General features: G+C 42.3%; 16 protein-coding genes and 3 pseudogenes. 5 read left to right on the plus strand and 14 right to left on the minus strand.

Going from position 1 to position 22,671, the window contains the following annotated elements; genetic code table 11:
- Window positions 1-18 precede the first annotated feature (18 nt).
- From CZ434_RS08750 to CZ434_RS08765, 4 genes are read right to left on the minus strand one after another with little or no spacing between them, the layout of a single operon-like run.
- Complete coding sequence (locus tag CZ434_RS08750) at window positions 19-258, minus strand: MerR family transcriptional regulator (protein WP_095742909.1); 240 nt, start codon at window positions 256-258, stop codon at window positions 19-21.
- 34 nt (window positions 259-292) lie between these two features.
- Window positions 293-1,027, minus strand: a complete 735-nt coding sequence (locus tag CZ434_RS08755) for an exonuclease domain-containing protein (RefSeq protein WP_095742910.1) — start codon at window positions 1,025-1,027, stop codon at window positions 293-295.
- A complete protein-coding gene (locus tag CZ434_RS08760; RefSeq protein WP_245830951.1) occupies window positions 1,024-1,998 on the minus strand; it encodes a DUF294 nucleotidyltransferase-like domain-containing protein in 975 nt (324 codons plus the stop codon). Before CZ434_RS08760 ends, CZ434_RS08755 begins: the two co-directional genes overlap by 4 nt.
- A 36-nt stretch (window positions 1,999-2,034) precedes the next feature.
- Window positions 2,035-3,309, minus strand: coding sequence for an ammonium transporter (locus CZ434_RS08765; protein WP_077622780.1), 1,275 nt, complete (start codon window positions 3,307-3,309; stop codon window positions 2,035-2,037).
- Window positions 3,310-4,024: 715 nt separating this feature from the next.
- Between CZ434_RS08765 and CZ434_RS08770 the strand changes: the two genes are divergently transcribed.
- On the plus strand, window positions 4,025-4,828 hold the full coding sequence (locus tag CZ434_RS08770; protein WP_077622290.1) for an ATP-binding domain-containing protein: 804 nt from the start codon (window positions 4,025-4,027) through the stop codon (window positions 4,826-4,828).
- Window positions 4,829-5,388: 560 nt separating this feature from the next.
- Here the strand turns inward: CZ434_RS08770 and CZ434_RS08775 are convergent.
- Together CZ434_RS08775 and CZ434_RS08780 are read right to left on the minus strand one after the other, a co-directional pair.
- On the minus strand, window positions 5,389-5,646 hold the full coding sequence (locus CZ434_RS08775; RefSeq protein ID WP_077622781.1) for a hypothetical protein: 258 nt from the start codon (window positions 5,644-5,646) through the stop codon (window positions 5,389-5,391).
- A gap of 76 nt (window positions 5,647-5,722) precedes the next feature.
- A complete protein-coding gene (locus CZ434_RS08780) occupies window positions 5,723-5,935 on the minus strand; it encodes a CDGSH iron-sulfur domain-containing protein (protein ID WP_077622782.1) in 213 nt (70 codons plus the stop codon).
- A gap of 167 nt (window positions 5,936-6,102) precedes the next feature.
- Between CZ434_RS08780 and CZ434_RS08785 the strand changes: the two genes are divergently transcribed.
- Window positions 6,103-9,186 (plus strand): penicillin-binding protein 1A, encoded by a 3,084-nt coding sequence (locus CZ434_RS08785; RefSeq protein ID WP_077622783.1) that lies wholly within the window; start codon window positions 6,103-6,105, stop codon window positions 9,184-9,186.
- Between the two features lie 112 nt (window positions 9,187-9,298).
- The gene (locus CZ434_RS08790; protein WP_077622784.1) at window positions 9,299-10,402 is read left to right on the plus strand and encodes an AI-2E family transporter; all 1,104 of its coding nucleotides are present in this window, start codon (window positions 9,299-9,301) and stop codon (window positions 10,400-10,402) included.
- A 30-nt stretch (window positions 10,403-10,432) separates the two neighbouring features.
- On the opposite strand, the gene CZ434_RS08795 is transcribed toward CZ434_RS08790, so the two are convergent.
- Window positions 10,433-11,023: a YpjP family protein gene (locus CZ434_RS08795; RefSeq protein ID WP_077622785.1), complete on the minus strand. Its 591-nt coding sequence runs from the start codon at window positions 11,021-11,023 to the stop codon at window positions 10,433-10,435.
- 176 nt (window positions 11,024-11,199) lie between these two features.
- Window positions 11,200-12,453 carry an MDR family MFS transporter gene (locus tag CZ434_RS08800; RefSeq protein WP_077622786.1) on the minus strand — a complete coding sequence of 418 codons (1,254 nt, stop codon included), beginning with the start codon at window positions 12,451-12,453 and terminating at the stop codon, window positions 11,200-11,202.
- A gap of 1,434 nt (window positions 12,454-13,887) precedes the next feature.
- On the opposite strand from CZ434_RS08800, the pseudogene CZ434_RS08805 reads away from it, so the two are divergent.
- Window positions 13,888-14,463, plus strand: a pseudogene (locus tag CZ434_RS08805) (peptide-methionine (S)-S-oxide reductase MsrA); the annotation flags it as partial.
- A 41-nt stretch (window positions 14,464-14,504) separates the two neighbouring features.
- On the opposite strand, the pseudogene CZ434_RS08810 reads toward CZ434_RS08805, so the two are convergent.
- A pseudogene (locus CZ434_RS08810) lies at window positions 14,505-14,942 on the minus strand (HAD-IC family P-type ATPase); the annotation flags it as partial.
- A 239-nt stretch (window positions 14,943-15,181) separates the two neighbouring features.
- Here CZ434_RS08810 and CZ434_RS08815 point away from each other — a divergent pair.
- Window positions 15,182-15,757 (plus strand): annotated as a pseudogene (locus CZ434_RS08815) (peptide-methionine (S)-S-oxide reductase MsrA); the annotation flags it as partial.
- A gap of 41 nt (window positions 15,758-15,798) precedes the next feature.
- Here CZ434_RS08815 and CZ434_RS08820 read toward each other — a convergent pair.
- From CZ434_RS08820 to CZ434_RS08840, 5 genes are all read right to left on the minus strand, one after another.
- On the minus strand, window positions 15,799-17,730 hold the full coding sequence (locus CZ434_RS08820; protein WP_077622789.1) for a heavy metal translocating P-type ATPase: 1,932 nt from the start codon (window positions 17,728-17,730) through the stop codon (window positions 15,799-15,801).
- 219 nt (window positions 17,731-17,949) lie between these two features.
- Window positions 17,950-19,362: a DHA2 family efflux MFS transporter permease subunit gene (locus tag CZ434_RS08825; protein ID WP_077622790.1), complete on the minus strand. Its 1,413-nt coding sequence runs from the start codon at window positions 19,360-19,362 to the stop codon at window positions 17,950-17,952.
- A gap of 162 nt (window positions 19,363-19,524) precedes the next feature.
- Window positions 19,525-20,757 (minus strand): dicarboxylate/amino acid:cation symporter, encoded by a 1,233-nt coding sequence (locus tag CZ434_RS08830; RefSeq protein ID WP_077622791.1) that lies wholly within the window; start codon window positions 20,755-20,757, stop codon window positions 19,525-19,527.
- 135 nt (window positions 20,758-20,892) lie between these two features.
- Window positions 20,893-21,492: a response regulator transcription factor gene (locus CZ434_RS08835; protein ID WP_077622792.1), complete on the minus strand. Its 600-nt coding sequence runs from the start codon at window positions 21,490-21,492 to the stop codon at window positions 20,893-20,895.
- Window positions 21,489-22,625, minus strand: coding sequence for a sensor histidine kinase (locus CZ434_RS08840; protein WP_077622793.1), 1,137 nt, complete (start codon window positions 22,623-22,625; stop codon window positions 21,489-21,491). The genes CZ434_RS08835 and CZ434_RS08840 overlap by 4 nt, the downstream gene beginning before the upstream one ends.
- Window positions 22,626-22,671: the final 46 nt, after the last annotated feature.

A 22,671-nucleotide genomic window follows, 5' to 3' on the forward strand; every position in this document is an offset into this window, starting at 1 on the left:
CCATATCGAATCTGTCTCCTATTCACTCAACATTGCTTTAATACCGGCAATGTTGATGCCTTTATCAATTAATGCCTTGATTTCCTTTAAGCGATTAATATCATTTAATGAGTACACTCGTCTGTTCCCATCATTTCTAATCGGTTCAACCAATCCTTGTTCTTCGTAATAACGTATTTGTCGCGCCGTCAGCATTGTTAGTTCTTTTACTACACTCATCGGGAAAGTTGCTACATCATCAGGTAACTCTTTGCTCACTCCCCTTCCCCCCTCTTTCCGTGCCAATCTACACTTACTTCCAAGTAGCTATATGATTGTACACATCATTTAAATTTGAGAAACCAAGTTGTTGGATGGAACGTACACTATGCGCCCATAACTCGGCAGTAGCAATAGCGTCATGCAGAGCGTGGTGTCTTTGGCCGATTTCGATTCCATAGTAGGCACAACAATCATCTAGTGTGACCAGTTCCGATGTTGGGGCAATGATTTTTGTCAAAAAAGATGTATCAATGATCCGGTGCTGGAAATTCATCTTCAAGGCAAACCAGGTGGCATGTTTCATAAACTTTTTTTCATGGTTGGCATGGTGAGCTACAAGTGCATCGGCTTTCGCAAATTGATAAAACTTCTTTAACACATGCTGTAAAGAATCAGCTTCCTGCAGTATTTCTTTCGTTATCCCGGTCAACTCCTCAATCTCTTTTGAAGGACTACGCTCGTTGTACACTGGCTCGTAAAACATTTCCTCTTTTAATAAGCGGTCACCTTTGACCTTTACCGCACCGATTGATAGGATTGAATCCCCCTTGTAAGGGTAAAAACCGGTCGTTTCCAAATCAAAAACCACTACATTCAGTTCATTAAAAGGAACTTGGAGAACATCCTTCTTTTTCATCTCGCGCTGTAATTCCCTCATTAGGGCTACCTTGCCCGGGTCTGTCTGGTTTTGCAAAGAAGTATAGCCCCCTGGAGTCAATCTGCCAGACATTTCTTTAATGAAATGAATCATTTGGTCCATAATCATGTTGAACACTCATTTTCGATTATTTTTTTCGTTTCATCGAAAAGCTTATAGCCATGTTTCATCAATTGTTTCAATTGATGTTTCTCATTTTTCCCCATTGAATTCAACGGTACATGGTGTACTTCTTTATAACTTTTGGCATCCTTTCGAAAATGAAGCCGGAATTGAAGCAGATCGACAAAATCACCTTCATACGATTTAACAGATTGATATTTATCCGGCAGTTGCTTGAAACGGCTCAATGTCGATGGAGAATAAATCTGATTTTTTAAAGCTAATAATCTTAAAGAGTTTACATACGGAAAAAATGCTGTTTGTTTTAAATGAATGTTCCCGGAGTTTAATCCATGTTGTTCCGGAAGCAATTGACCAAAAATACCAATTCCCTTTTTGATAAAATCGAAGTTTTCCATTAAGCGGATATAAAGCCCCGGATTATTTTGCAGGATGGAAAACGCCTCCTGCTTCTGAACTCTTAGCATGCTTGATTCACCCAGCAAAACTCTTGAGTCAAAAAATGTAGAGAAGTGCCGCAGGCTCTCCCAAGTTGCTTTCTCGAGCCAGCTGGATAACTGTTTTTTCCATTCTTGTACCGAGCGGCACCAAAGAGGATTGGATGACATCACTTTCCCATCGCAATACTCATACTTAACAGTTGCAAGTCCATGGGTGATTTCTTCGCCCAACGCAAGAAAGTAATCTGTAAAGCTATCCTCTCCATCAAACACTATCCCATGATCCTGGTCACTCCATACTGATTGTTCAAATCTTCCAGCACTGCCCATTAAAAAGAAAGCAAAGGGAGCAGGAGGACCCCCCAGTTCCTCCTGCACCTTATCCATCGCAACATGGACTGTGTTTCTAATCAATTCGTCATGCAACAAATTCATTTTTTTATGATCGCTGGACACAGAAGACATATACCTATCACGATACCGTTTGATTTCTACATAACTTTTCAAAACTAACACCCAGCCTTTTTCCTTTGACCGATGATTAACTGGATATTAAGCACCTGTCTGTTCGTTTCGATTTGGTGCAGGAATATTCTCCGGATATCCATAGCCGCCATGTTCACTCATATCAAGGCCGACGATTTCTTCTTCTTCGGATACCCGAAGACCGCCCATTACTTTATCCATCACTTTCAAGATTACAAAAGCTACTACGAATGCATAGATGCCGCTTGCCACGACTCCCATGATTTGAACACCTAATTGTTCGAATCCGCCACCATAGAATAATCCTGGCTGTCCCCAGTCTGCACCTACTGACAGTTCCGGTGTAGCGAAGAGTCCATTGGAGATTGTTCCCCAAACACCTACAGTACCATGAACGGATAGTGCGAAGATCGGATCGTCGATTCTTGCTCTGTCAAAGAACTTCATGCTGAAGAATACAATCAATCCGCCAATAATACCAATAATAACTGCTGCCCATGGTTCAACAAAACCACAAGATGCCGTAATGGCAACCAAACCAGCCAATGCACCATTCAAAGTGGTAGGGACATCCGCTTTTCCTGTCATGGCCCATGCAATTAGCATTGCGGCTATTGCACCAGCTGCTGCTGCAAGTTGAGTGTTAAGAATTACAAAACCGAAGAAAGCATCTGCCACCCCGAAAGTACTAGCGCCATTAAAACCGAACCAGCCTACCCAAAGGATTAAGACACCAAGAGCCGTAAATACTTGGTTATGGCCCGCCAATTCGTTTGAAGATCCATCTTTGTTATATTTACCAATACGCGGCTTCAAGATAATGGTTGCAGCCAAAGCAGCCATCGCACCTGTCAAATGGACTACAGTAGAACCTGCGAAGTCCTGTTTACCGTGGTCCGCCAACCAGCCGCCACCCCAGATCCAGTGAGCTACTACTGGATAGATAAGTGCAGAGAACAAAACCGCAAAAATCACATACGCAGATAATTTAGCACGTTCAGCAAAACCGCCAAAAGCAATTGTTAAAGCTATTAGTGCAAATACCATTTGGAACATGAAATCTACTGCGGGAGATAATCCATCTTCACTGAATGACGTGTCACCATAAAAGAAATCCGACATCCCGATGAACCAGTTTCCTTCCCCGTAGATAAAACCCCAACCTACAGCCCAAAAAACCAATGCACCAATACTGATGGTGAAAACTGTCTTGCCGGCAATATGACCAGCATTCTTCATCCGGGTTGAACCTGCTTCCAACAGGATAAAGCCCCCTTGCATGAATAACACCAAAAATGTTCCGATGATGACCCATAAATTATCCATAAGAACTGTTTCCATAAAATATTCTCCCCTTTTATGTAATGTCTTGTGACATCACTTGTTAGTTAATAAATTACCAGCGTCAGAAAATTCCCGCAACGCATTTGTAAGATTATCTAACAAGGTAATTTAGAACTATTTGTACAGAAAAACATGGGAAGATAAAGGACACTGGGACTGGTTACAAGAGAACATTTTATATTTATTTATATATTTTGACCTAGAAAAGAAGGGGAAAAGACTAGGAGGAAAAGCGATGCGGCATTCTAAAATAGAAAACAAGGCAGCCGCACACCAGCTACCTTGTTCGAATGAAACTAACCTTTTTTACCTGAATTTATCAGCAACAACTTGATACATGATTTATAAGTTACACAATTGAGGCAAACTGCGACATAGTGACATTTTTATTTCCTGTGATTCTGATGATTGTTAAGCGCATGCACTCGCTGCGGCAGAACACTTCGCTTTCCGCAGGCACGGCCTCAGCCTCCTCATCAGCAAAGAGCGCTTCTTGCGGGGTCTTCAGACTCGCGCTTTTCCTGCAGGAGTCTGCGTGTTCTGCCTTCGCTGTTAGGAGTTTTCTGAATTTTTAGTTGGAATAACCCATGTTAGACATATTATAGGACAACCTCACACTTAATCAGAAATTCCATCATAAGCGAAGGAAAATGCGAGACTCCAGTGGGAAAGGAACAGTCTGAAGACCCCGCAGNGGGAGGATATCTGCAGAGTGTCCATCGACATGCTGGATGATAATAAACTGACATGGGAAGAAGCGGCACCGTTTTTATACTTCCAGAACAAACTGATCGGTTTTCAGGTTAATCGCACCATCAGACACGTATTCATCGACGAGGCACAAGATTACTCTCCATTTCAGTTTGCCTTTTTCAAAGAGATATTTCCTTACAGCAGGATGACGCTGTTGGGAGACATTAACCAGGCCATATATGCACATGCACTGGAAGACGGGACATTATTATCAGAGGATATCGAAGACCGGCACGAAAGAATCACTTTGATGAGGAGTTACCGATCTACAAGACAAATTGTCGAGTTTACAAAGGCTTTTATGCCAGGTGGTGAAAAGATCATCCCGTTCAACCGGGATGGAAACAAGCCCGCTGTTAAAGAAACAAATAATAAGCAGGAGCTGCATGATCTGTTACTCGAGCAAATAGAAGCATATCGTTATAAAGGATATAAAAATGTGGCGGTTATTTGTAAAACGATGGCAGAAAGCGATGATGCCTTTGACTTTTTGGAAGGGAAAGTAGATGCGGCATTAATCGACCAGGAAACCTTCACGTTCCAGGAAGGCCTTGTTGTCATCCCTGCTTACTTGGCAAAAGGAATCGAATTCGATGCAGTCATCATCTACGACGGCTCACAGTCTGCATATAATGACGAATTGGAACGTAACTTGTTCTATACAGCCTGCACACGCGCCATGCACGAACTAACAGTCCTGTCTCTCGGTGAGCGAAATGACTTCATCAACCAGGCCGGAAACGACAAGTATATCCTTCTCTAGGCAACCATGTAAGCTTCACAGTAGAGGCAAACTGCGACATAGTGACATTTTTATTTCCTGTGATTCTGATGATTGTTAAGCGCATGCACTCGCTGCGGCAGAACACTTCGCTTTCCGCAGGCACGGCCTCAGCCTCCTCATCAGCAAAGAGTGCTTCTTGCGGGGTCTTCAGACTCGCGCTTTTCCTGCAGGAGTCTGCGTGTTCTGCCTTCGCTGTTAGGAGTTTTCTGAATTTTTAGTTGGAATAACCCATGTTAGACATATTATAGGACAACCTCACACTTAATCAGAAATTCCATCATAAGCGAAGGAAAATGCGAGACTCCAGTGGGAAAGGAACAGTCTGAAGACCCCGCAGTTGGCGCTTTTTTGCCAGCGAGGAGGCTGAAGCGTTCCCCACGGAAAGCGAGTATTTTTCCGCAGCGCTGGACTACTACTCAATCAGAAAAGGATGGAAGGAAGCCACACTGAAGTTATGTCGCAGTTTATAGATTATGCGTAATAGCATGCTCTTCCGCCGAGGCGGGTAATCGAGGTCCTTCGCTCTTTAAAAGCTTGCCTTAGGTAAACATGGAACCCATCACCAATATTGCAGAGATAACCAAAAAGATGATGATTAAGTAAGCAATACCAATAATAATAGTAAGCACCCATCCTATTGTTGTTCTGCCTGTTTTAATGAAATAGATCCCCAAGGTTAACAGCCCGAATATAAAACCCAGAATAGCCCATAAGACCGGACTTTTTCCTTGCTTCGGTGCGTCGATCGCCAAATAAACAGCTACAATTACTGAAACAACCAAACCTATTCCTTCCATAAAAACCCCCCTTTCTTCTTCAGTTTGAAAATTCGGAACAGAAAAAAGAGCCAACTTGGATGGCTCTTTTATTCTCTTAATCTTTCGCTCTCAGTTTACTTTCAAATCCAATCGCTTTGTGGGAACCATCACAAAATGGTTTTTTGCTGGATGCACCACAACGACATAAAGAAAATGCCGGCTTTGTTTCATATACATTACCTTCTGCATCCAACAGTTCCACATCTCCTTTTACAAGAATGGAACCATTGTCTCTAATTTGAATAATCGGTTTGCTGCTCTCGCTCATCTTCATTCCCCCCTCTCTTGAAAATTGTACTTGCATAAACTAAACGTGTCTAGTTAAAACAAGGACTTTCTCCTCTTACCTTTGTCAAAAGTTACAAGTTCCAAATCCTTTCTATCCGGGTATACGAACCGGGAAAACGATTCGGACGGAGAAAGGAAGAAATATACATGCCGAACAAAAGACGAACTAGAACAAAACATAAAATGCCTCTATGGAGAAAAGTTATTTTACTCTTTTTCCTAGCCGCTGTAACCGGCTTGCTTATTGGCGGAGGCGTATTTGCATATTATGCAAGTAAAGCTCCGGAGATGAGGGAAAGTGATTTGGTTGATCCTGTCGCTTCTCAAATCCTGGATAAAGATGGAGAAGTAATCGCAACAATCGGGAAAAAGAAGCGTGAGATCATCGAATATGAAGAGATACCTTCCCTTGTCGAAGACGCGGTAATTGCAACCGAGGACGCGAGATTCTATGAACATCACGGTGTTGATCCCATCAGACTTGGTGGAGCAGTGATATCGAACCTCACAGATGGCTTCGGCTCAGAAGGAGCAAGTACCATCACCCAACAAGTCGTAAAACGTTCCTTTCTATCACCTGAAAAGACACTGGAAAGAAAAGCGCAAGAAGCATGGATGGCTTACCAGTTTGATAAAGATTACAGCAAGGAAGAGATACTGGAAATGTATTTGAATAAAGTGTACTATTCCGATAACATTTACGGGATTTCGACCGCAGCTGACTACTATTTTGGTAAAGATATCGAGGAACTTGAATTGGCCGAAGCCGCACTGCTTGCAGGAATGCCCCAAAGCCCTAATAATTACAATCCTTATGAACATCCAGATCGAGCAGAAGAGCGCAGGAATATTGTTCTGGAACTGATGGAAGAACATGAAAAAATTACAACCGAGGAAAAAGAAAAAGCTCAAAACACACCAATTAATGAAGGGTTAATTGAAAGAGATGATAATGAAAGAACTAAGCTGACCGAAGAAGACGGTAATGAAGCTTTCGTCGATGTGGTAATCGATGAACTGAAAGAACATGGTGACTATAACATATATGAGGACGGCCTGAAGATCCATACTACCCTTGATACAGACGCCCAATCCACGATGGAAGAAATGCTGAACTCTGATGACATCATTGACTTTCCTGCCAATAAAAACGATCAGCCTTTTCAAGCCGGGATCACATTGCTGGATACCGATACCGGTGCGGTAAGAGCTATTGGCGGGGGCAGAAATTACGGAAAAGAACAGCAGCGAGGATTCAATTTTGCAACCGACACAAGCAGACAACCAGGTTCTATTATCAAACCATTATTGGTATATGGACCTGCCATTGAAAAATTAGAATGGTCAACAGCCCGCATCATTGAAGATGAAGAAATGGAATATGAGGCCGGCGGCAAACCAAAGAATTGGGATGGCGAATTTAAGGGGGATATCACCATCAGGGAAGCATTATGGGATTCCCGAAACATCCCTGCCATCAAGACTTTTAATGAAGTCGGTCATGATTATGGCACTGAGTTCTTGGAGAACTTAGGTATAAATGTAGAAGAAACTCTTTACGAAAGTGCTGCGATTGGCGGAATTAATAAAGGAACAAGTCCTATGACTATGGCTGGAGCATACGCTTCATTCGGAAATGGCGGAACATATAATGAACCACACACTATTACCATGATTGAACAAAGAGATGGTTCCACCATAGAAATAAACCCTGAAAGCCATGAGGCAATGAAAGAATCAACAGCATATATGGTAACAGATATGCTGAAAGATGTGATCGAACATCCAGAAGGAACGGGCAGCTACGCAGAAATATCCGATATACCTGCTGCGGGGAAAACCGGTACAACAAACTACCCTGAAGAATACAAAAACAAGCACAATATAGACTCTGATGGCGCCCCGGACTCCTGGTTCGCTGGATACACAACCGAATACACGACAGCAATCTGGACAGGTTATCAGAACAGAGAAAACTATCTCACTTCAGAAGAAAGGCGAACTGCGCAACGGATGTTCCGCTATTTAATGGATCACATTTCTAAAGATCCATCCGACTTTAAGCAACCTGACAACGTGAAAGAAGTGGAAATAGAAGAAGGCAGTAATCCGCCAAAACTAGCTAGTGATTTCACACCTGAAGAAGAAATCACAAAAGAGTTGTTTATAGAGGGAACTGAACCTACTTCCGAATCCAAGGAATACATTCCGGACTTGCCATCCCCAACTAACCTAAAAGGATCCTATAATAGTGAAAACAACGCCGTGCGATTAGAATGGGATTATTATCAACAAGAGGAAGATGATCGAACCGTCGACTTTGAAATTTCTTCTTCCGTTGATGGCGAAGAAACCGGCCAGACAACCTCGACCAAAGAAGAAGCGCTATCGGTTAACGGTTTGGATCCTGACAAAGAGTATACTTTCACTGTCACAGCAGTTTCAGACGGAGAAGAAAGCGACCCGGCCTCCGTAAAAATCAACACAACTGAAACAACAGACAAGGACAACAGTGGAGAACAACAATCCGGGAATGGTTCAAGCAACGAAAGCAGTGACAGCGAAGACGAAGAACAATCAAATGAAAGGTCATCAAATCAAGAAGGCGATAATAGAGAAGACAACGAAACTACCAATGGCACTAATCAAAACAACCCGAATGATTCCTCTTCCAACGGAAATGAAGAAGGGGACAGCCAGAACTCAGACGGAAATGACGAGCAGGAAAACGCAGCAGGGCAGAATTCATCCAACAACAATAATGAAAATGAACATGACGAAAATGACAACAGCCAACAAGAAGAATCTAATGATACTTCTTCTGGCGACGAACAGAACGAACCTGACGGAAGCAGTGACAACACCGAGCAAGAAGACGCTGCCGAGACCTCTTCCAACAATAACGTCGAGGATACTGGTCAAGAAGAAAACAATGCCAACACCGAGCAGGATGGCTCTGATGAGGATGCCTCTTCCAACAATAATGACGAAGATACTGGTCATGAAGAGGACAATGCCAACACCGAGCAGGATGGCTCTGATGGGGATGCCTCTTCCAACAATAATGACGAGGATACTGGTCAGGAAGAGGACAATGCCGACACCGAGCAGGATGGCTCTGGTAATGATACCTCCAGCGGCAGTAACGAAGAAAGCGGACAAGATGACACCAGCAAACAGACAGACTCTGGTAACGAGTCTTCCGCCGACGGAGAAAATAACGAAAACTAAAGGAACTAATAATGGCCCGTTAATTCGGGCCATTATTAGTTCCTTTACCCAACACGTTTACATATTCTTTTGAAAGGCTATTAGGTATTCATATAGAGAGGATGTGAAAGAAATGAATGAATTAACTAAAAGAAAATGGTTTGTTCCCGGAGTGGGAATCGCTCTTTTATTATTGATTATTTACTTAGCAGATTTAGTCAGCTTTATTTTCACCCCCTTGGCAATTATCATCACCACTCTCGCAGCGCCTATTATTGTAGCTGGAGTTCTTTATTATTTACTGAGACCGATTGTACATCTCGGCGAAAAATATATGCCAAAAGGGTTGGCCATTCTTCTCGCTTACTTACTCGGGGCGGGAGCAATCACCGGAGTAGTTTTCTTAGTGGGTCCACCGCTCCAGAAACAATTTTCAACTCTTATCGAGAATATTCCATCATTTATTGACGCTGCCCAATCCTGGTTCACCGATCTCCAAAACAGCAGTTGGTTTAAAAGATTTCAGGAAAACGGAAATATCTCTACAAACGAAATCGCCAGCAGGGCATCCGAATATTTAAGTGGTTCCCTGGAATCTATTGGAGCAAATGTACTTACGGTAATCAGTACAATCACCAATATCGCCGTATTGGTTGTAACGGTACCATTCATTCTTTTTTACATGTTGAAAGAAGAAGAAAAACTACCGAAACGGTTACTCCAATTCACCCCGGATAAATATGACAACGAAGGCAGAAAAGTGCTCAAAGACATGGACTACGCCCTCAGCTCATATATACAGGGTCAAATTTTAGTCAGCCTTTGCGTAGGCACGCTGTTAACAATAGGTTATTTAATTGTCGGGATTAACTATCCTCTAGTATTGGGGCTGGTTGCTACGCTAACCAATGTTGTCCCATTTATCGGTCCGTTTATCGGAACAGCACCAGCAGTTATCGTCGCATTGTTCGATTCCCCTTTCCAGGCTTTACTAGTCCTGATCGTCATCATAGCCGTACAGCAATTGGACAGTAATTTCATCTCCCCCCAGGTAATGGGCAGAAAACTGGAGATCCATCCATTGACGGTTATATTGATCCTGCTTGTGGCAGCCAATTTCGGAGGCTTGCTTGGATTGATATTCGCAATACCAGTTTACGCAGTAGGAAAAACTATTGTCATCAATCTTTATCGTTTTATTCAAATCAGAAAAAAAGCAAAACAAGAAAATGCGTAAAAAAGAGCTGGAGGTCGTCCAGCTCTTTTTTTACGCCATCCATTTTGGCGGTGTATTTTTATTCCAGTAAATCTCACCCAGTGTATGATGTTCTTCGAATCCATCCACACTTAAATGATAGTGAAAATTAAACCAGTATCCCTCGCCCGGACGATTTTCCCTTCTCACGTGGAATTTGGCAATATCCTTTTCATTCCGCACATCGTATACATTAAAGATTTTTTCGCCATACCCGCTTGATAATTCTTCAGAAACTGCATAATATCTGGCCGTTTCTTCACCAGCTTCAAGAGAAATAGACTTTAGCGCCTCTTCCATTTTCGGCCATACTTCAGATGTAAACTCTTTCTCGACCTTATCAGCAATCCTTGGCCCCATCTTTGCAACTGTCTGTTCTTTAGCTCGCCCTGAAATGATTTCAAAATAGTTAACCTGGTCAATTGAAGGCAGTTCACCTTCTATATTTTCTATCTCTGACGAATGCTCTGTGTCAACGCTGTCTTTTTCGGCGACTACATCTTCTCTTTGAGCATTTGCATCTAAATATGTCGGCGGGATATACATCCCCAACGTCATGAAAGTAATCAGGATAACGGATATTTTCTTCAGTAAGAGTTTCATTGAACTATCTCCCTCTTTAATGACCGTTTATCTAGTTAATTAAATTCTATCACGTCTATTTTAAATGTCTAGTAAGCTATGAAAACAAATTATCACAATTTTATTACAGATCCGCTGGTTGTTGAATCTTGAATCAAACAATCCCGTTACACGAGTAGTAACGGGATTGTTTGTTTTTAACTCACATGTTTCAACTCTGCTTTCCCTTTTCTCACATCTAACTTTGGAGCAATCAAATAATACAATAGCGTACCTGCAAAACCTACAAAGGTGATGATTAAAGCCATCAACATGGTGGAAAGAAAGGCACTTATAGTCACCGTCAATGAAGATATCAACATGCCAAGATTAAATTTCAAATTATTGAAAGCCATATAAGAACTGCGGGCATCATCAGGCGGAATGGCAGCCATGTATGATTGTTCGACCGGAACCCGAAAAACCTCTCCCACGGTCAAAATGATCATCATAATAAAGAGAATCCATATATTATTGGAAAAAGAGATGGCACCATAACCCACCGTAAATAGAAAACAACTCGTTACAAGCACAGATCGATCCTTCAACCGGCCGGAAACCCGCGCCGCAAACAACGCAATCAATGCTACGAGGATCGTATTTTCACTGCGTAAAAATCCCATCATTTTAACGCCATCTATTTCCCACCAAAGGAGCCGCTGTGAAGGAAACTCCTCACTGAGCCGGATTCCGATATAGTTAGTAAGTTGAAATTCCATCGACATGACAAGTACTCCAGCTACAACAAACAACACAAACAGCCTGTCCTGTAAGACACGCTTGTAATTGGTGAATATCCTTCCAGCATGTTGGGCAGCTTTTAGACGAACTGTAACGGGTGTGTAACTTTCCTGTATGAATAAAGCTACAAGAAGAACAACAATGCCGGCAACCACACTCAATCCAATGAATAATTCAAACAAGTGGTCCTGATACAAGAATGCACCGATAATTCCACCTACGGCGATGGATAAATTATTGGCCCAGTACATAATTGAGTACATCAACTTCCGCTGGTCCGGAGTGCTGACGTCGATCAACATAGCCTGGTTTGCCGGTCCTGCCAATGCCCAGCAAACACTGTGGACTGTCATCATTAAAAACGTGATGAACGGAGCCTGAATCCATGGTGAATTACATATCATCATCGTAAAAAAGGCTGAAAAACGGACTACCTCCGCAAGCAGCATAATTTTTCTCCGACCAAACTGGTCGGAGAAATAACCACCGATAAAACTGACACCGATACCGACTAATACATTTACAAGCAGTAAAACGCCAGCCATTTTTGTTCCGAAGTGATTTGCCAGATAAATCGCCATAAAAGGGAAAATCATACTTCCAACAAAACGGCTGATAAACGATTCTACAATCCGAATCTTGATATTGAGGTGAAAATCCCGAAACTTCATATCCCCTGCCAACTCTCTAAAAAAATTAATGACTGAAAATTATTATAACTGGCTTTCCCAAGAAAAGGAAGGTATCGAGATTCTGTAAGGCAGTAACCTTATTTTAAAGTTTTATAATCGCTAAACGTGGTTGTATTTCCACTCTTATGGTATAATATACATAAGAAAACGTATATTAAAAAAAGCCGCAGATGCGGGTACATCTGCGGAAGTCAATAGAATGGTTCCCTGCAAGGGGATCGACCCTGGGCAATTATAATAATCCACCACCGCGAGTCATCAGCTCAAGGGTGGATTATTTTTTTTGGTTAAATGACAGTATCGCAACTACAAGAGTTGAAAACGCTACAGAAAACATAAGCGCTTCGTAAACTGTCAACAGCATCACCCCCTTCCATGTGGGGATGTATGCCGACCACCCTTGAAACAACCTATTCTATTATATAGATTATAACACAACACCCTGTTAAAAAAGAAAACCGTCTAAGAACTAAAATCAAGCAGCCGTTGAAATATGTTTCACAGTTGAGGGAAAACTTCGACATAGTGACATTCTATTGGGTGTAGCCTACTCGTGTTCTGATTTTAGTTAAGCTTTTAATACTCGCTACGATAGAACACTTCACTTTCCGCAGTCACGGACTCAGCCAGGGGACTACTTGAATAAACTTCCATGCTCCCATTCGGGAATGGGGTTACTCGCCCCATCGCAGACCTTTTGCTATTCCCACAGGACAAATGTTTCCAGGGGGTCGAGTATTGCAGGGTCTAGGAAGGCTACGAGAGCATCGCTTCGTATGAAGGAAATTGGTTTATATTTTGAGGAAACTACTTGTTCTAGCCTCCGCTGTTTGGGGCTTTCTGAATTTTGATTGGGAGAACCTCATGTTATATATACTTTTGAACCACTTATACATGATCAGATATCAATCCGGAGCGGAGGAAAAATGCGACACTCCTTGAAAATAAAGTTCGATTTTCTGCGTGCGGTGTAAATGCATGGATGTCTTTCCAAAGTCCTGGGGGAAGAGCAGCTTCCGAAGACCCCGCAGTGAGTGCAGTTTGCTCACGAGGACAATGGTTTTCGGTGGGCCGAGTAATCGCAGGCCCAAGTAAGGCTTCGACAGCTAATCATCGCACGCAGAAAATGGCTTTGTATTTTCAAGGAGGCTGAGGTGCTGCCCCCGGAAAGGGAGTATTTTTCCGTAGCGTGGGCTTAGCATTAAATCCGAATTGGATGATAGGAAGCCACACTGGAGTTATGTCACGGTTTATGATTTTTGTGGAAAAGGAAAAAAGTATTGTGGGCAATAAAGGTAGTATTATGTTTTATTTGGCTAAAAAGGAGTGGAAAAGATGGGTAATTTTAATCCTGTTTTTAATGAGGACGAGCTTCAGACTGCCACACTCGGCATGGGCTGATTTTGGGGGACGGATGCCCGGTTCGGGCACTTACCCGGAGTGATAAGCACACGGGTTGGTTATGCAGGTGGAACGACAGAAAAGCCAACCTACAAGCAAATGGGGGATCATACAGAGACCCTTGAGATCGATTTCGACCCTTCCATTATCTCTTTCACCGATATACTGGACGTATTTTGGAGAATTCATAATCCTAACCGCGGAAATTATCGTGGCCGGCAATATTTATCATTATTGCTATATCATAATGTCGATCAAAAGCGTACGATCAATGAAAAAAAAGCTGAATTGGAGAAAGATTCACCAGAAGAAATAAGAACAGAAATTGCTGCTTATAACGGTTTTACATTAGCGGAGGAACGACACCAGAAGTACTTTCTGAAACGTTATCCGAATGCGATAGAACAGATGTCAGAACTATTCCCCAACAAAGATGAATTCCTACAAGCCACTATCACAGCGAGGCTGAATGGTTTCGTCAAAGGCTACTGCAGGATGTCCGATTTGAGGGAAGAAATCTCCAACTGGCCCATAGACGAAGATTCAAAACGGATCCTGTTTACTTCTTTGTCAAATATCCGCTGGTAAACCAAATAGAAACCTGTGCCTTTTTGGGGCACAGGTTTTCTTTATCCTCTAAGAAGCCGTAGACCATTTAAAATAACCAAAATAGTGCTGCCCTCATGGCCGATTACTCCTAAAGGAAGGTCTAAAAACTGTGTAAAGTTACCAGTAATCAGTAGCAGAATCACAGCAATAGAGAAAACAATATTCTGCTTTACAACCTTGTTCATCCGTTTAGATAAGTCCATTGCTTTAGCAATTCTTGGCAAGTCGTTCTTCATCAAAACAACATCTGCCGTTTCCAATGCCACATCTGTCCCGCCACCCATTGCTACACCAATATCGGCGGCCGCCAAAGCCGGGGCGTCATTAATGCCATCCCCAACCATTCCTACACTGCCAAAGCGCTGCTTCAATTGTTTCATTTCTTTAACTTTCTGGTCCGGCATGCAATTTGCCACATAGTGGTCTATTCCAGCTTCACCAGCAATGGCTTTAGCAGTTNATTTTTCCGTAGCGTGGGCTTAGCATTAAATCCGAATTGGATGATAGGAAGCCACACTGGAGTTATGTCACGGTTTATGATTTTTGTGGAAAAGGAAAAAAGTATTGTGGGCAATAAAGGTAGTATTATGTTTTATTTGGCTAAAAAGGAGTGGAAAAGATGGGTAATTTTAATCCTGTTTTTAATGAGGACGAGCTTCAGACTGCCACACTCGGCATGGGCTGATTTTGGGGGACGGATGCCCGGTTCGGGCACTTACCCGGAGTGATAAGCACACGGGTTGGTTATGCAGGTGGAACGACAGAAAAGCCAACCTACAAGCAAATGGGGGATCATACAGAGACCCTTGAGATCGATTTCGACCCTTCCATTATCTCTTTCACCGATATACTGGACGTATTTTGGAGAATTCATAATCCTAACCGCGGAAATTATCGTGGCCGGCAATATTTATCATTATTGCTATATCATAATGTCGATCAAAAGCGTACGATCAATGAAAAAAAAGCTGAATTGGAGAAAGATTCACCAGAAGAAATAAGAACAGAAATTGCTGCTTATAACGGTTTTACATTAGCGGAGGAACGACACCAGAAGTACTTTCTGAAACGTTATCCGAATGCGATAGAACAGATGTCAGAACTATTCCCCAACAAAGATGAATTCCTACAAGCCACTATCACAGCGAGGCTGAATGGTTTCGTCAAAGGCTACTGCAGGATGTCCGATTTGAGGGAAGAAATCTCCAACTGGCCCATAGACGAAGATTCAAAACGGATCCTGTTTACTTCTTTGTCAAATATCCGCTGGTAAACCAAATAGAAACCTGTGCCTTTTTGGGGCACAGGTTTTCTTTATCCTCTAAGAAGCCGTAGACCATTTAAAATAACCAAAATAGTGCTGCCCTCATGGCCGATTACTCCTAAAGGAAGGTCTAAAAACTGTGTAAAGTTACCAGTAATCAGTAGCAGAATCACAGCAATAGAGAAAACAATATTCTGCTTTACAACCTTGTTCATCCGTTTAGATAAGTCCATTGCTTTAGCAATTCTTGGCAAGTCGTTCTTCATCAAAACAACATCTGCCGTTTCCAATGCCACATCTGTCCCGCCACCCATTGCTACACCAATATCGGCGGCCGCCAAAGCCGGGGCGTCATTAATGCCATCCCCAACCATTCCTACACTGCCAAAGCGCTGCTTCAATTGTTTCATTTCTTTAACTTTCTGGTCCGGCATGCAATTTGCCACATAGTGGTCTATTCCAGCTTCACCAGCAATGGCTTTAGCAGTTATTTCATTGTCACCAGTGAGCATCACCGTACATATCCCCTGTTTTTTCAAGGATGCAATCGCTTGTTTGGTTTCCTGGCGTATTGTATCCTTTAACCCGATTAAGCCGGCAACTCCTTGTTCATCCAAAATAGTAACAATGGTTTTCCCCTCTTCCGCAAGCTTGTTGGAAATGGTGTTCCATCGTTCATATTCTTGAGCTGGTTCGGGAAGAAAATCTTTTCCTACCTTCCACAGCCGGCCATCCACATGGGCAGTTATCCCTTTTCCGGATATTTCATTCACATTCAAAGCTTCCTTCATGGCAATATCTTGTTTTTCCGTATAATGTACAATGGCTTTGGCTAATGGATGATTGGATTGCTTTTCTATCGCTTGAATCGCAGACAATATAGTATCTTCTTCATTTTGGTCCCTTAAGTGGACATCTGTCACAACGGGCGTTCCATTAGTAAGTGTTCCTGTTTTGTCAAATGCAACCGCCTTGACTTGGGAAAGGTTTTCCAGATGGATACCGCCTTTGAATAACACACCTTTTCGTGCGCTATTTGAAATGGCCGAAAGGGTTGCCGGCATGATTGAAGCCACCAATGCGCAAGGAGACGCGACTACAAGCAAAATCATGGCCCGGTACACTGTTTCCTGCCACGGCCACCCTAATAATAAAGGAGGGAAGATCATCATTGAGGCCACAATGGCAAGTACTACGTTTACATAGCTTCCTTCAAATTTTTCAATAAATAATTGCGAAGGTGACTTTTCACTTTGGGCTGTGTGTACTAAGTCAATGATTTTCTGAAAAAGAGTTTCTCCCGACTTTTTTGTGACAGCAATAAGGATTGCTCCATTCTGATTAACTGTTCCTGCAAACACTTCAGCATCTACCTGTTTGGGCACAGGCAAAGACTCCCCAGTTATGGTACTCTCGTCAATATTCGTTTTACCTTCCACAATAGTCCCATCCGCAGGCACCCGCTCGCCGGCTTTAATCTTAACAAGGTCGCCGATATGGAGCCTGTCAACAGGGACAACCACTTCTCTGCCCCCTGTGATTTTTAATGCCGTCTCTGGCTGAAGGTCCATTAAAGAAGAAATTTCTTTCTGGCTTTTGTTCAATGTATATGTTTCTAAAGCACCACTCAACGCAAAGATAAAAATCAAAACTGCCCCTTCCGTCCAGTATCCAATCAATGCTGAACCCGCTGCAGCCAAGATCATTAACATCTCTACATTGAGCTTCCGTTCTTCTATAGTTGCTGTAATGCCTTCTTTTCCCTTGGCATAACCACCGATTATGAAAGCAGCCAAATGAAACAAAACAAACATCGTCTCATTCAATCGTCCTTCCAGCGACCATGCAGCGAGTACCAACATACCACTTGACAACGCAGCAATTAATTCCCCGTGTTTCTTCACTTGTTCCATAAAATGCATATTTTTATGCGGGTAGTGATCCTTTTCCGGAGTTGTATAAACCCGTGCTTCTACTGACATTTTTCTCAATTCCCCCTCTCTAATTGAGAATGAAAACCAACCTCAATTAGTATTTACAGACATTTGGTTCAATTGGTTATTTATTTATAATAATTTTAAAGTAGTATGTATTATTATATTATCATAAGTTGCTAATTAGTCAACAACATTTACTCTCTCTTTTATGACATAAAAAAACAGCTCTGGAATTAAATCTCCAGAACTGATTTTTGCTAGTTGTTATTCAATTGTTTGCACTTCCTCTTGCTCTGCCCGTCTGTTCTTTACAAAGAAAGATAAAATCAGTCCGATCAATGACAACAATGAAACAACGACAAAAGCAATATTAGCTCCATAAATGCCGGGATTGGCTATCTCGGCACGTCCTTGTGCAGCTTCCTCCGTTGTAGTCATGACTGTGACAAGAATAGCAGTACCAACAGAAGCCGCAATCATTCGCATGGTATTGTCCATTGCTGCTCCGTGGGGGATAAGTCTCTTTGGAAGCTGATTTAATCCGGCAGTCGCGATAGGCATCAGAACCATGGAAAGACCAAACATCCTTACACTATACATGACGGTAATAAAGGCAAATGATGTATCGGTATCAAGATTCGCAAACGCAAAGGAAGATGAAGTTATGATTATCAGACCAGTGATGGCAAGCCATCGTGCTCCGATTTTATCAAAAATCCTGCCTGTTACCGGGGACATAAATCCAGTTATCAATGCTCCAGGAAGTAAAGCAAGCCCTGCTTCAAACGCCGTAAAGTCTCTCATATTCTGCATATAAAGCGGAATGATCGTTTCTACGCCAATTAAACCCATAAAAACAATCATGCCAATAACTACAGCGAGCGGGAAAATAGAATACTTAAACACCCTGAATTCAAGCATGGGATGCTCCATCCGCAACTGTCTGATTATAAAGGCTATCAGGGCTGCGACTCCAGCTCCAAGGGCCAATAAAGTCCATTGAGACGTCCATCCATAATTTCCGGCACAGGTAAAGCCGTAAAGCAGTCCGCCAAATCCAAAAGAAGACAGAATGATGGAAAGAACATCAACCTTAGGCTTGGTTACTTCAGTGACATTTTTAAGTGCGAAAGCAGCAATAAGGATATCGATCAATGCAATCGGAAGAATAATAAAGAACAATAATCTCCAAGAGTAGTGGGAGGTCACCCACCCGGATAGTGCGGGTCCTATTGCAGGTGCGAACGATATTACGAGTCCGATCAAGCCCATCGCCGACCCGCGCTTATTAACCGGAAATATCATTAAAAACACGGTCTGCATAAGTGGAAGCATGACCCCGGCACCTGCAGATTGAATTACTCTGCCAAGCAGTAACACTTGGAAGTTTGGTGCAATGCCACCGACAAGAGTACCGAATGCAAAAACACTCATTGCCGTAATGAACAACTGTCTTGTCGTAAAACGCTCAAGCAGAAAGGCACTGACAGGTATCATGATTCCGTTGACAAGCATAAACACGGTCGTTAACCATTGTGCAGAATTTGCTGTAATATTCATTTCGTGCATAATCGGCGGGATTGCTGTGATCATCAATGTTTGATTCAAAATGGCAATAAATGCCCCAGCCAGCAGCAGTGTAACAATTGTCTTTTGATTCAGATTTTCTGTATTCATTTCTTTCTAAATCTCCATTCTTATCCTGTCTATGAATTTAATTAATTTATCCATTATACAAAGATACATTAATTTCCCTTATTAATCTATTAATCAATCTCCATAAAAAAACCGCCTTCAGCAGTTTATGCTGAAGGCGGCTTTCTCTATTCCTGTTCACCGCTAGGAGACAGTTCTTTCCGATTCTGTTCCGTGTTTCCGCTCACTTTCGGCGACTACCACAGCACATGCTGCATCGCCTGTAATGTTTAGAGAAGTACGGAGCATATCGAGCAGGCGGTCAATTCCGATAATCAGCGCTATTCCTTCCACTGGTAGTGATACCTGATTCAACACCATCGCAAGCATGATCAAGCCCACTCCCGGTACACCGGCCGTCCCTATACTTGCCAGCACAGCAGTTAGAACAACCATCAGTAATTGGGTAAAAGATAAGTCCGTAGAATAAACCTGGGCAATAAACACAGTAGCCACACCTTGCATGATGGCCGTTCCATCCATATTGATGGTAGCCCCTAAAGGTTGGACAAAGCTGCTAATCGGTTTTGGCACTTTTAAATTTTCCTGAGCGGTTTTCATAGAGATTGGTAAAGTGGCACCGCTGCTGGACGTACTGAAAGCCACAGTCATAGCCGGGAAAAATCCTTTGAAGAAAGTGACAGGATTCATTTTACCAAGCATGGACACCGCTGAACCGTAAGTCACAATAGCATGAATGAACAATCCCGCTATAACAACCAGCATGTAGGAGGCCATGGCCTTGGCACCATCAAGTCCCATTGTGCCGATAGCAGAGGCCAGTAAACCGAATGCTCCATATGGTGCAAACTTCATGATAAGATTCACAAGGAACATCATTATGTCGTTACCTTGTTCAATGACACGATGTACAGCCTCTGTTTTTTTACCGAGCATAGCCAAAGCCAGGCCGACAAAAATGGAAAAAGCGATGATTTGCAGCATGTTCCCTTCTGTCATGGATTGGACGGGGTTAGTCGGAATAATATTGGTAAATGTTTCAATGACGGTAGGTGCTTCCGTGCTTTCATAACTTGCAGCTGAAGTATCGATCCCCGTATTCCCCGGTTGAAAAATATAAGCGAGCGCCAGGGCGATTGTGATGGCAATAGTAGTTGTAGCAAGGAAAAAGGCGATAGTCTTTCCGCCGATTCTTCCTAACTTTTTCGGATCCCCAAGAGAAGCTGTACCAAGGGTTATCGAAAAAAAGACAATGGGAACTACAAGCATTTTGATTAAGTTAAGAAAAATCGTACCAAGCGGGCTGAATAGATAACCATCAAGGGTCTCAAACAAATCAGGTGCAGTGAAGTGCAGCAGTAAACCAATTCCGGCGCCAAGCAACAGGCCGATAAAAATCTTTGATGTCAAACTCATCCGCTTACCTCCCCATTTTCATTTGAAAACGCTTACAACATTTTCACTAACTAAGATATGATTCTTATTCAAAAAATATCCTAGTTACCTAATTAATTCGGGGAGAATAACAAAAGAATGGAATTATTCTCTGGGCTATTTGAACCAACCCTTCTCCTTGAATCTTGATATGGCCTCGATTCTGTTACTGACATCCAATTTATCCAATATGACAGAAATATAATTTCGGACGGTGCCGGTGGTAAGGTATAACTGGTTCGCTATTTCTTTGGTATTCTTTCCATCTGCCATTAATTTAATGACCTGTTCTTCTCTCTCTGTAAGTGGATTTTCTTCACCAAAAGCCAGATCTATTAACTCGGGAGCATATATTCTTCTGCCATCCATAACGCCGCGGATTGACTTTGCCAACTCTTCACTGGGACTATCTTTAAGTAAATAGCCGCTCACACCAGCATTTCGGGCTCTTTCAAAGTAGCCTGATCTTGCAAATGTTGTTAGAATAATCACTTTACACGGACTTCCTTTAAGTTCCTCTGCTGCATCCAGCCCGCTCTTTACAGGCATTTCAATATCCATAATACAAACATCGGGATTGTGCTTCCTGACCAGTGTTAATGCCTCCTCACCATTCCTCGCTTTACCGATGACTTCCATGTCGTCTTCCAAATTAAGAATCGATCCTAGAGCACCCAGGAGCATGCGTTGATCCTCAGCTATGACAATTTTAATCACACCAATCCCTCCTCTTTTGGTTGCTTGATAACATGCGGTACACGTATATCCAGCACGGTCCATTCACCTGTTTCTATATGAAAACTGCCATTCACGAATTCCAGTCGTTCCCTCATACCGCGCAATCCATTGCCCTTGCCTATTTCGATTTGTTCTGGTATACCTATCCCATCGTCTTTGATTTTTAATAACAATTCCTCAGAAGATTGTCCAATGATTACTTTGCAATGTACTGCCTGACTGTGCTTGACCACATTCGTAATTGCTTCCTTCAAACACATGCTTAATACATTTTCCACTAAAAGCGGGGTATTCTTAAGATCCGGACTACCTTCAATCACATAATTGATTTGGGCTGCATCCAGAATCTGCTTTACGTGAATAACTTCATCTCTTAATTTGTTACCTCTCATATTGGCTACCATTTCACGGACTTCTTTCAAAGCGGTTCTTGCAGTATCATTGATATCCTTCACCTCTTCCATGGCGGCGGCGGGACTCTTATAAATCAATTTTCCGGCTAAATCACTTTTCAAACCGATAAGGGAAAGTTTTTGTCCTAGTGTGTCATGCAAGTCGCGCGCGATCCTCTGACGCTCTTCCATGATCATCAATTGAGAAATTCTTTTATTGGCATTTTCAAGTTCGCCTTCTAGTTTTTCCCGTTTAATACGGTTGTACATATTGAACGGCAGCAGGATGACTCCTACAACACTAATAATGATAAAGGGCAATTGAGCCAAAAACATATCGCTCATATAAAAAAAAGCAATTGTTATAGCAGCAATCGTACTAACCAGATGGATGACATATAAAGTTAAAAATCCCCCTTTATGTTGAACATTTCCGATGAAGAAAGCCAAAAAAAGGGCCAGATAGACATAACCGAAAAACAAAGTCATTATGATACTGATGGTGATTTCAATACTTACCCACAAATAGACCGGCCACCCCTGTGATAAAAAGGATAACCTGTAAGCCGTAAAGAAAAGCAGTATCATTCCGATTCCCGCGATAATTTCCAATGTGGAAGATGTCCGAAGTAAGAAGTAAAAAGGCAGCATACAAAAGATTACCCATATGTATGTACTTAACCAAATATTTTTCGGTATTATTTGATACCAGTGTCGCATAACCGTCTCCTCTTTAATTTGCTTTAATGATTATATCAGAAAAAAA

This window comes from Sediminibacillus massiliensis, assembly GCF_900156915.1.
Taxonomy (GTDB): domain Bacteria; phylum Bacillota; class Bacilli; order Bacillales; family Amphibacillaceae; genus Sediminibacillus_A; species Sediminibacillus_A massiliensis.